Annotated in this window: 9 protein-coding genes, 2 tRNA genes and 1 pseudogene; 7 read left to right on the forward strand and 5 right to left on the reverse strand. The window is 66.7% G+C overall.

Annotated elements, in window-relative coordinates:
• The first annotated feature begins 140 nt into the window (after window positions 1-140).
• Both ASE67_RS09355 and ASE67_RS09360 read left to right on the forward strand, forming a co-directional pair.
• Window positions 141-2,426, forward strand: coding sequence for a glycoside hydrolase family 3 N-terminal domain-containing protein (locus ASE67_RS09355; protein ID WP_055759893.1), 2,286 nt, complete (start codon window positions 141-143; stop codon window positions 2,424-2,426).
• 62 nt (window positions 2,427-2,488) lie between these two features.
• The gene (locus ASE67_RS09360; RefSeq protein WP_055759896.1) at window positions 2,489-2,728 is read left to right on the forward strand and encodes a hypothetical protein; all 240 of its coding nucleotides are present in this window, start codon (window positions 2,489-2,491) and stop codon (window positions 2,726-2,728) included.
• Between the two features lie 9 nt (window positions 2,729-2,737).
• Here the strand turns inward: ASE67_RS09360 and ASE67_RS09365 are convergent, their stop codons facing one another.
• Complete coding sequence (locus tag ASE67_RS09365; RefSeq protein WP_235511860.1) at window positions 2,738-3,619, reverse strand: ROK family protein; 882 nt, start codon at window positions 3,617-3,619, stop codon at window positions 2,738-2,740.
• Between the two features lie 167 nt (window positions 3,620-3,786).
• On the opposite strand from ASE67_RS09365, the gene ASE67_RS09370 reads away from it, so the two are divergent.
• The 3 genes from ASE67_RS09370 (at window position 3,787) to ASE67_RS09380 (ending at window position 5,086) form a co-directional block, all read left to right on the forward strand.
• Complete coding sequence (locus tag ASE67_RS09370) at window positions 3,787-4,809, forward strand: LacI family DNA-binding transcriptional regulator (RefSeq protein WP_055759902.1); 1,023 nt, start codon at window positions 3,787-3,789, stop codon at window positions 4,807-4,809.
• 79 nt (window positions 4,810-4,888) lie between these two features.
• Window positions 4,889-4,964, forward strand: a tRNA-Ile gene (locus ASE67_RS09375).
• Between the two features lie 45 nt (window positions 4,965-5,009).
• A tRNA-Pro gene (locus ASE67_RS09380) sits at window positions 5,010-5,086 on the forward strand.
• A 43-nt stretch (window positions 5,087-5,129) separates the two neighbouring features.
• Here ASE67_RS09380 and ASE67_RS18585 read toward each other — a convergent pair.
• Window positions 5,130-5,306, reverse strand: a pseudogene (locus tag ASE67_RS18585) (alpha-hydroxy-acid oxidizing protein); the annotation flags it as partial.
• Between the two features lie 442 nt (window positions 5,307-5,748).
• Window positions 5,749-5,994 (reverse strand): hypothetical protein, encoded by a 246-nt coding sequence (locus tag ASE67_RS09385; RefSeq protein WP_055759905.1) that lies wholly within the window; start codon window positions 5,992-5,994, stop codon window positions 5,749-5,751.
• Window positions 5,995-6,426: 432 nt separating this feature from the next.
• Here ASE67_RS09385 and ettA point away from each other — a divergent pair, with 432 nt between their 5' ends.
• Window positions 6,427-8,106 (forward strand): energy-dependent translational throttle protein EttA, encoded by a 1,680-nt coding sequence (gene ettA / locus ASE67_RS09390; protein WP_055759908.1) that lies wholly within the window; start codon window positions 6,427-6,429, stop codon window positions 8,104-8,106.
• Between the two features lie 4 nt (window positions 8,107-8,110).
• Window positions 8,111-9,292, forward strand: a complete 1,182-nt coding sequence (locus ASE67_RS09395; protein WP_055759911.1) for a sensor histidine kinase — start codon at window positions 8,111-8,113, stop codon at window positions 9,290-9,292.
• A gap of 320 nt (window positions 9,293-9,612) precedes the next feature.
• Here ASE67_RS09395 and ASE67_RS09400 read toward each other — a convergent pair whose 3' ends face one another.
• Together ASE67_RS09400 and ASE67_RS09405 are read right to left on the reverse strand one after the other, a co-directional pair.
• Window positions 9,613-10,389, reverse strand: coding sequence for an NYN domain-containing protein (locus tag ASE67_RS09400; protein ID WP_055759914.1), 777 nt, complete (start codon window positions 10,387-10,389; stop codon window positions 9,613-9,615).
• A 64-nt stretch (window positions 10,390-10,453) separates the two neighbouring features.
• Window positions 10,454-10,810 carry a hypothetical protein gene (locus ASE67_RS09405; protein WP_055759916.1) on the reverse strand — a complete coding sequence of 119 codons (357 nt, stop codon included), beginning with the start codon at window positions 10,808-10,810 and terminating at the stop codon, window positions 10,454-10,456.
• Between the last annotated feature and the right edge of the window lie 15 nt (window positions 10,811-10,825).

A 10,825-nucleotide genomic window follows, 5' to 3' on the forward strand; every position in this document is an offset into this window, starting at 1 on the left:
AATCCGACGGCCGCCTGCCGTTCGCTCTTGATGTAACCGGTTACAAGAATCTACAACGCGCTTCAACCACAGATTCGAACGACCGGATTTGAAACACAGGCGCGACAGGATCGTTGCGCAAACGACACAGAGGGGATCGCATGGAAGATATCCGCATTTCGCGCCGCGCATGGTTGATGGGCGCGGGCGCCGTGGCCGCGTGGAGCGCGTCGCCGGCACGGGCATTGCTGGCCCAGGCGGGCGATCGGCTGCCGGCCTCGGTCGAGGCGATGATCGGCCAGATGACGGTCGAGGAGAAGGCCGGGCAGCTGACGCTGATGGCCGCCGCATGGGCCGGGGGTGCCGCCAATGCGCTGAACCCGATCAGCGCGACCGCGACGTTCGACGAACAGCTGGCACAGGTGCGCAGTGGCAAGCTGACCGGCGTGTTCAACGGCAATGGCGCGGAAATGGCGCGGCGGATGCAGACGGTCGCGATGCGCGAACAGCGGTTGAAGGTGCCGCTGCTGTTCGCCGCCGACATCATCCATGGATTTCGGACGGTGTTCCCGATGCCGCTGGCCGAGGCCGGCAGCTTCGACGCCGACCTGGCCGAGCGCACCGCGCGCGCAGCGGCGGTCGAGGCATCGGCGGCGGGTATCGACTGGACCTTCGCGCCGATGGTCGACATCGCCCGCGACCAGCGCTGGGGCCGCGGGATCGAAGGGGCAGGCGAGGACCTGCTGCTCGGCAAGGTCATGGCCGATGCGCGCGTGCGCGGGTTCCAGGGGCGTCGCGGGCTGACCGCCGACGATGCGGTCGCCGCCTGTGCCAAGCATTTCGCCGCCTATGGCGCGGCGGAGGCCGGTCTAGACTATAACACTGTCGACATTTCCGAACGCACCCTGCGCGAAACCTATTTCCCGCCGTTCCAGACCGCCTTTGCCGCTGGTGCGCCGACGACGATGGCGTCGTTCAACGAATTGTCGGGGGTGCCGGCCACTGCGAACCCGTGGCTGCTCGACACCATCCTGCGCAAGGAATGGGGGTTCGGCGGGCTGGTCGTGTCCGACTATACCGGCGACGAGGAACTGATCGCGCACGGCTTTGCCGCCGACGCACGCGAGGCGACGAAGATCGCCTTCCTGGCGGGCGTCGACATGTCGATGCAGTCGGGCTTCTACCTCAAGCATCTGCCCGACCTGGTGGCGAAGGGTGAGGTGCCGATGGCGCGGCTCGACCAGGCGGTACGCCGCGTGCTGGCGCTGAAGGCGCAACTGGGCCTGTTCGACGATCCGTTCCGCCGCATCGATCCGCGTCGTGAAAAGCAGCGGGTGCGCACGCCCGCCCATCTGAAGCTGTCGCGCGAGGCGGGTGCGCGGTCGATCGTGATGCTGAAGAACGACGGCGACCTGCTGCCGCTGCCGAAATCGGGCAAGAAGATCGCGCTGATCGGCCCGTTCGTGCAGGGGCAGCGCGAACTGGTCGGCACCTGGAACGTCTATGGTTCGGATGCCGAGGCGGTCGACCTGCTGACCGGCGTACGCGCGGCCGTCACCGATCCGGCGATGGTCACGGCGGTCGACGGGTCCGGCATCACCGACGCCATTCCCGGCGGGATCGAGGCGGCGGTGATTGCCGCGTCGCAGGCCGATGTGGTGCTGCTGGCGATCGGGGAGTCGCAAAAGATGTCGGGCGAGGCGCAGTCACGCGTCGATATCGGCATCCCGCAGGCGCAGCTCGATCTTGCGGAAGCGGTGCTGGCGACCGGCAAGCCGACCGTCATCCTGCTGCGCAACGGGCGGGCGATGGTGCTGGACAAGCCGGTGCTGGATGCGCGCGCGATCCTCGTCACCTGGTTCCTGGGGTCGCAAAGCGGCCCGGCGACCGCCGACATCCTGTTCGGCGATATGTCGCCATCGGCGCGGCTGCCGGTCAGCTTCCCCTATTCGACCGGGCAGCAGCCCTATTATTATGCGCACAAGACGACCGGCCGTCCGAACCCATCGGGGCCGTTGGTGCCGTACAAGGCGCATTATCAGGAGGGGGCGAACGCCGCGCGCTTCCCGTTCGGGCATGGCCTGACCTATGGCCGCATCGCCTATAGCGACCTCGATCTGGGCGGCGGACGGCTCAACACCGACGGCGCGCTGAAGGTCCGCGCGCGCGTCACCAACAGCGGCACCCGCGCCGCAACCGAGGTGGTGCAGCTCTACATCCGCGACGTTGCCGCCAGCATCACCCGCCCGGTGCGCGAACTGAAGGCGTTTCAGCGCGTGGCACTTGCCGCCGGCGAATCGAAGGTCGTGGAATTTACGCTGCGCGCCGACGACCTGCGCTTCATCGGTACGCAGAACCGCCCGACCGTGGAACCGGGCACGTTCCGCATCTGGGTGGCCCCCTCGGCCGAGGCGGAGGGCGTCAACGGCAGCTTCGTGCTGGCCTGACCCCACGCACCCGGTATCGGTCGTCGCGCGTTAACCCATTCAACCCGAAGGAGAAGCGCGCGATGATCGATGACGGAAAGCAACCCAATCAGGCGGTGGGCGGTACGTCCGACGCTGCCAGCCCCGACGGCGTCAACACCGCCCGAGGCGGCGGTGAATCGGCGGGCGGGGCCTACCCCAACCCCCACGACGATAGCGACGCGGGTCGCTTTGACGGCGGGCAGAGCGAGAAGGACTATCATGGCGGTTCGGGCGGCGCGCACAACGACGCCACCGGAGCCGACCAGTCCGACGCGGAGTGATCTTGCGGGTCAAGCGGTGGCGAGCGCGCCCTCTGCCATGACCAGCGTGCCGAGCGGGCCGGCTTCGTCACCAAGCCCCGCCGGCACGATCCGTTCCCCGATCGAGTGTTCGTCGACGAACCCCAGATAGCCGGCGAGCGCGGCGACCGTGCGTTCGCGCACCATCGGCAGGACGTGCGGCTGGCCCAGCCCAACTCCACCGCCGACGATGATGCGGGCAGGGGAGAGGGTGAGGAACAGCATAGCGAACGCCTCGCCCAGCGCATCGGCAACGTCGCGCCACGCCGGATCGTCGGCGCTCAGCAGATGCGCCGGCTTGCCCGCCCGCGCTGCGATCGCCGGGCCGCTGACCAGCCCTTCCAAGCAGTCGCCATGGAACGGGCATGCCCCGGCGAAATCGTCCCCGGCAGGGCGCCGCACGCGCAGATGCCCGGCCTCGGGATGCATCATGCCGGTAACCGGCTGGCCGTTGACGATGATCCCCATGCCGACACCGGTGCCGACCGTGACGTACAGGAAATCGGACAGGCCGATGCCCGCGCCGTACCGGCCCTCGCCCAGCGCCGCGCCGGTCACGTCGGTATGGAACGCCACCTGGTCGAACCCGGCGGAAAGCGGCCCGACGATATCGGCGCCGGCCCAGTGCGGCTTGGGCGTGGGCAGCATCCGCCCGTCCGCGACCGCGATCGGGCCGAAGCTGGCAATGCCGATCGCTGCCGGGAGGTGCACCTGCTGCCATTCGGCCAGTTTCGCCGACAGCGCACCCAGCGTCTCGTCCGGGGTCGTGGTCGGCACGCGGAACCGGTCGACGATCGTGTCGCCCTGTCCGATCACCGCGATCGACTTGGTTCCGCCCAGTTCGACACCGGCAACCATCCTGTCCGCAACCATCGCTCGCCCTCTCCGCTGAAGCCCGATCCTGCCGCAACGACGATGGTCGCCGCAAGCCGGGGTATTGCGACCAGCCACTAACCATCTTCGCAATCGTTTGCAATTGTGCGCCCCGACCCGCACATTCTGCTGGCAGACCGGTGGAATATGTTCGTACAAGCAGCGACATGGACGAAACAACTCCCTCCCGCGTACGGACGATCGCCGATCTTGCCCGGCTGGCCGGGGTGTCGCCCGGCACGGTGTCGCGCGCGCTGGCCGGAAAATCGCTGGTCAATGCGGAGACGCGCGACCGCATCCAGGGGCTGGCCGCCGAGCACAGCTTTCGCCCGAACCAGATGGCCAGCCGGCTGCGGACGCAGCGGACGGGGGTGATCGGCGTGGTCGTGCCGCTTGGCCATGAACGTCGCCAGCATCTGTCGGACCCGTTCTTCATGACGATGCTCGGCTTCCTCGCCGATCGGCTGACCGAAGACGGCTATGACCTGATGCTGTCGCGGGTCATTCCCGATGCGACCGACTGGCTGGAGCGGATCGTCGATTCGGGCATGCTCGACGGCGTATTGCTGATCGGTCAGTCGGACCAGTTCCACACGATCGAACGCGTTGCCCGCCGCTATCGCCCGCTGGTGGCGTGGGGCAGCAGCAACCTGCCCGGCCAGGTCCATTGCGCGGTCGGTACCGACAATATCGCGGGCGGGCGGCTGGCCGGTGAACGGCTGATTGAACGCGGCGCGCGGCGCATCGCCTTTCTGGGCGAACTGCGCGCGCCCGAAATCCGCCAACGTTGCGAAGGGGTGGCGCAGGCGCTGGCCTTTGCCGGCATCGCCGACCCGCCGGTCCAGCTCGACACCCACCTCGCCTCCGACATCATGGAGCAGGAGATCGCCGCGCATCTGGACCGGGTGGGCGGGCAGATCGACGGGATCGCCGCCGCGTCCGACGTGATCGCGCTGACGGCGCTGCGGGTTCTTGCCGACCGGGGTATCCGCGTGCCCGCCGACATGCCGGTGGTCGGCTATGACGACCTGCCGCTGGCGGTCAGCGCCGTGCCGCGCATCACGACCGTGCGGCAGGACATCGCACAGGGCGCAAACGAGATGGTGTCCGCGCTGTTCCGCCGGATCGCGGGGGAGGATGCGCCATCGGTGGTGATGTCGCCGATCCTGGTCGAACGCGACTCCGCCTGATCGCCGCGACGGGGCAGGGGCATCATCCCACTTGCGCCGCCCCCGCGCCCGACGCTATCGCATCGCTTGCACAAGCGTGGGGCCTGTAGCTCAATGGTTAGAGCTGGCCGCTCATAACGGCTAGGTTGCGGGTTCGAGTCCTGCCGGGCCCACCAACGCTTGTGCTACGCGGCGTTTGCGACTAGGGCCGCGCTTCGCGTCGGGGAGTGGCGCAGTCTGGTAGCGCGCCTGCTTTGGGAGCAGGATGTCGCAGGTTCGAATCCTGTCTCCCCGACCATCCTTTTTCAGCGCGATCCACTGACTAGGCACGACCGGTCGATCTAGGCGATCGAGCGTGCGCCGGTCAGCGCATGGTTGAAGGCGCGGCCGATCAGCGTCGCATCGGCGCCCGGCGCCAGCATCCGCACCACTTCCAGCCCCGAACGGATGTCGGAATCGGCGAGAGTCTTGATCTGGCCCTCCACCACATCAGCGATCACGGGCAGTGGGCGGGCGGTCGAGAGTACGCCGTTGCGCTATCGCCCGCCATTGTTCGGCACGACGATCCCTTCCGCGCCGAACCGTACCGCGTAGCGGGCGTCATCGTCAAAGCGATCGCCCTGGCCGCCGTCGCAAGCCTGATCCTGATCGGCTGCCGCTCCAAGTCGAGGCGTTGGATAGAGTGGCGGGGCGAGGTGTGTGAGCAGCCGGGTGAGGCCCCAGTCGTTGCCGGAAAGGCGGCGGGCGAGGTCCGCTGGAGCGGAAATCTCGCCAATTCATACCGCGCCGCAGCGCGCAACATTCGATCACCGGCCGGTCGCAATCGCGCCGCAATCACGCCATCGTGCTGCTAGTCGCGTAACGACCCACTTTTGGCCATAAAAAAAGGGGCGCCACCGTTGCCGGGGCGCCCCTTTTCGAACTCCGGTTTCCCGCGTCGCGATGACGCGGGAACAGGAATTACATGCCGTTGTGCTCGGCTGCGTTCTCGATCGCGTCCGAAGCGTCTTCGGCGTTTTCCGAAGCGTTCATCAGGTCGGCCGCAACGGCTTCGTTCGAGGTGTTCTCAGCCTGGGCTTCCAGGTTGTCGGCCAGCATTTCCAGGTTGTCCGAAGCTGCGTCGGCAGCGTTGTCGGTCGGGGTGTTCTTGCAGGCTGCGACCGAGAGGAGGCCGGCGGCGGCGGCGACGAGCATGATCTTCTTCATTCGGGTTACTCCCAGAAAATTCCATTTCGCGAATATCCCGGCGTCACCGCCGTCGCGAGATAGCCGCAATAGCGCCTTGTGCAGCGCCGTCAATCTCCAATTGTGGCAGGAATGCGGCTTTGCGACCAATGGTGGACCGTGGCAGGGTCGCGACGAGCCGACGGAACAGCACGATTTTGCCCGGATTTCCGCGGTTGCCGCAGCGTCATGTTGCGTCTGCGAACGACCGGGACGGCGACGGTGACCCGTTACCGATATCACCGGTAAACGACACCGAAAGCTTTTGCCGGGCAGGGCGGTCGGGAGTCGCGAATCGGTCGCGTACGCTTCTCTGGCGTGCCGGGCGCCCGCGTTGCCAATTCGCCGCCCCAACGCTACATCGCCCCAGAACCTTTGATACCACCCCCGATATTCGAAACGGAGCCTTCGGCAATGGCCGTGCAGTACAGCTATGTAATGAAGGGTCTGACCAAGACCTTCCCCGGCGCCAACAAGCCGGTGCTCAACAACATCCACCTGCAGTTCCTGCCCGACGCGAAGATCGCGATCATCGGGCCGAACGGCGCGGGCAAGTCGACGTTGATGAAGGTCATGGCCGGCATCGACACCGAATTCACCGGCGAGGCCTGGGCCGCCGAGGGCGTCAAGGTCGGTTATCTGCCGCAGGAGCCGAAGCTCGACCCGACCAAGACGGTGATGGAAAACGTCAAGGACGGCGTGCGCCCGGTCGCCGATCTGGTCGATCGCTTCAACGCCATCTCGGCCGAAATGGGCGATCCGCAGGACGACACCGATTTCGACAAGCTGCTCGAGGAAATGGGCGAGCTGCAGGCAAAGATCGATGCGGTCGATGGCTGGAGCCTCGACAACCAGCTCGAAATCGCGATGGAGGCCCTACGCTGCCCGCCGGGCGACGCCGCGGTCGACAACCTGTCGGGCGGTGAAAAGCGCCGTGTCGCGCTGTGCAAGCTGCTGCTTGAAAAGCCGCAGATCCTGCTACTCGACGAACCGACCAACCACCTCGACGCCGAAAGCGTCGGCTGGCTCGAGAATTACCTCAAGGAATATACCGGCAACGTGATCCTCGTGACCCACGATCGGTACTTCCTAGACAATGTGGTCAACTGGGTGCTCGAACTCGATCGCGGGCGCTACTACACCTACGAATCGAACTATTCGGGCTATCTGGAAAAGAAGGCCAAGCGCCTCGAACAGGAAGAGCGCGACGAGGCCGGCAAGGCCAAGGCGATCCAGGACGAGCTGGCCTGGATGCGCCAGACGCCCAAGGCGCGCCAGACCAAGTCCAAGGCCCGCATCCGCGCGTTCGACGAACTGGTCAAGAACCAGGAGAACCGCGTCGTCGGCAAGGCACAGATCCTGATCCAGATTCCCGACCGCCTGGGCGGCAAGGTGATCGAGGCGCAGGGCCTGACCAAGGCGTATGGCGACAAGCTGCTGTTCGAAAATCTCGACTTCAACCTGCCGCCGGGCGGCATCGTCGGCGTGATCGGGCCGAATGGTGCTGGCAAGTCGACGCTGTTCAAGCTGATCACCGGCCAGGAACAGCCCGATGGCGGCTCGATCGAGGTCGGGCAGACGGTGAAGCTCGGCTATGTTGACCAGAGCCGCGACGACCTCGACCCCAACAAGAACGTCTGGGAAGAAGTCTCCGACGGCCTAGACATCTTCCGCTTCGGCAAGCAGGAGCTGGGCACGCGGGCCTATGTCGGCGCGTTCAACTTCAAGGGGCAGGACCAGCAGAAGAAGGTCGGCCAGCTGTCGGGCGGTGAGCGTAACCGCGTCCACATCGCCAAGATGCTGAAGGAGGGTGGCAACGTCCTGCTGCTCGACGAACCGACCAACGACCTCGACGTCGAAACGCTGCGTGCGCTCGAAGAGGCGCTGGAGTCGTTCGCCGGCTGCGCCGTGGTCATCAGCCACGATCGCTTCTTCCTCGATCGCCTGTGCACCCACATCCTGGCGTTCGAAGGCGACAGCCATGTCGAATGGTTCGAGGGCAACTTCGAAGCCTATGAGGAAGACAAGCGCCGCCGCATGGGCGACGCGGCGGATCGCCCGACGCGCCTGGCCTACAAGAAGCTGACGCGCTGAGCTAATGCCGGTGGTCGAGGAAAACGGGGCGGGATCGGACGGTCCCGCCGATGCGATCCGCTATCGCCTCGACCAGCAGCGCATCCTGGCCGAATTCGGCGGCGTTGCGCTGCGCAGCCGCGACATCGACGAGATCGTGCGCGCGGCGGTCGAGCTGGTGGCGCGCGGCATGCGCACCCGGCTTGCCAAGTTCCTGCACCATGATGCGACGCGCGGCGGGCTGATCGTCCGCGCTGGTATCGGCTGGGACGAGGGCGTGGTCGGGCTGGCGGAGATGGGCGACGATCTGGCGTCGCCCGCCGGCTTTGCGTTCCGCACCGGCGAGGCGGTGATCTCCAACCATCTGGGCGACGAAAAGCGGTTCCGCACGCCCGGCTTCATGGCCGACCACGGCGTCAAGCGCGCGATCAACGTGCTGGTCGAGGCCAATGGCCGCCGCTTCGGCGTGCTGGAAGTCGACAGCCGCTCGGACGGCCGGTTCGAGGAGGACGACCTCGCCTTCATGCAGGGGTTCGCCAACCTGATCGGTGTGGCGATCGAGCGGCTGGAGGCCGAAGCGGGCCTGCGCGCCGCGATCGAGCATCAGGAACTGCTGACGCGCGAGGCGTCGCACCGGGTCAAGAACAGCCTGGCGATGGTGTCGGCCATGCTCAACCTGCAGATGCGCGAGGATGACGATCCGCGCGTGCAGCGGCTGCTGGGCGATGCGCAGGCGCGGATCGTCGCGATCGGACAGGCGCACGACCAGTTGTGGCAGGGGGACCGGGTGGGCGTCGTCGCGCTCGACCGGCTGCTATGCGGCATCGTCGAGCAGTTGAAGGAACAGGCCCCCGACCACGCCATCGATTGCGAGATCGAACCGCTGGTCGTCAGCGGCGACACCGCGATCCCGCTGGGGCTGTTGCTGACCGAACTGGTCACCAACGCGATCAAATATGCCTATGGCGAAGGCGGTGGCGCGGTTCGGATCGAAACGCGCTGCGCAGACGGGCAGCTGTCGCTGGAGGTCGTCGACCGGGGACAGGGGCTGCCGGCGGGCTTCGATCCGGCGGCCGCGCGCCCGACTAGCCTCGGGATGCGGATGGTATCCAGCCTGGCGCGGCAGCTGGGCGGCACGCTCAGTTTTGAGGATGCCGGGCCGGGGACGCATGTGTCGTTCGTGATGCCGTTGCCCGAGGCGGTGTAGGCAGCCGCCCCACGCGCCACACTCGTTCGGTTCGAGCAGGTTCGAGCCTGTTGAGAACCGACCGTCGAGAAGGGGCCGTGATGGTCCCGCCGTATCCCCGCGAAACCGTTCGTGCTGAGTAGGGGCTGAGCGAAGTCGAAGACCCGTATCGAAGCACACGGCCACAGACGGTCCTTCGATACGCCCTTTCGACTTCGCTCAATGGCTACTCAGGACGAACGGTGGGAGAGCGTGGCTACCAACTTCTCGACGGACGGTTCTCGACAAGCTCGAACCTGCTCGAAGCGAACGGGGTCTGTGGGGCAGGGGATCGCTCCCCATCACACCAGCTTCACGAACACCCCGGTATCGCGCCGTTCCACCTCGAACGCCTTCACCTTTTCGATCAGGTCCGACAGCCGCTTGAACCCATAGTTCCGCGTGTCGAAGCTTGACCGGTTGGCCGCGCGCTGGCCGACTTCGGACAGGCTGGCAAAGCCGCGCTTGTCGACCTTCGATGCGTCATAGGCATCCGACAGCAGCTTCACGAGCGCGGCGTCGACCTTCTGGCTCTTGCGTGCCGGGGTGGTGTCGGGCTTGGTCGCCGGGGTCGTGGCGGGGGCAGGGGTGCCGCTGATCGCCGGGGGCAACGGCATGTTCGCCACATCCTCGACGTCCAGCGATGCGACGTCGATGAACCGGGTGCAGCTCTCGCGGAACCCCTCTGGCGTGCGGTCGGTGCCGAAGCCGTAGACCGGCACCCCTTCCTGCCGGATGCGCTGGGCCAGCGGCATGAAGTCGCTGTCCGACGACATGATGCCAAAGCCGGTGATGCGACCGCGGAGCAGCAGGTCCATCGCGTCGATGGTCATGCGCATGTCGGTCGCGTTCTTGCCCTTGGTGATGTCGAACTGCTGGAACGGTTCGATGCCGTGGCGCATCAGCAGCGCCTTCCAGCTCTTCAGCCCCGGCTTTTCCCAATTGCCATAGGCGCGGCGGACGTTGACCGTGCCGAATTCGGCCAGCACCGTCAGCACGGAATCGAGATAGGCGGCGCCGGCATTGTCGGCATCGATCAGCAACGCGACGTTGCCGGTGGGAGCATTATGGGTGGCCATGGCGCCGGTCTATCGCACGTGATCCCGGCTGGCGACCGAAACCGTCCGCCGCGAAGTCCGATCGTTATTCGATTGCGTCGTCATAGCCCGCCAGCGCGGCGATCACCGCCGGGTCGCCGGCATGGCGCTGGCGCAGCGCGCGCAGGGCCGCGTCGGTGCCGGTGCAGGTCCGCTCCATGCCATAGCGCAGCGCCGCGGCGCGCGCCGGGCCGGTGGGCTCTTCGCCGCGCAGCTGGTCGCATTCGTCCCGCTTCAGGCGAAAGGCGACCACATCGAAGGGAAGGCCGGGTTTCGGGGTGGGGGACAGTGCCGCCGGCGGATGGATCGTGCGGACCTCGACCTGAACCGACGGCTCGTCCGCCGGCGCATCGCCGCACCCCGACAACAGCACCATGCCCAGCATCGCAGCGTTCAACCGCATGGCCTTCCCCCGAAC

Source organism: Sphingomonas sp. Leaf23 (assembly GCF_001421585.1).
Classification (GTDB): Bacteria; Pseudomonadota; Alphaproteobacteria; order Sphingomonadales; family Sphingomonadaceae; genus Sphingomonas.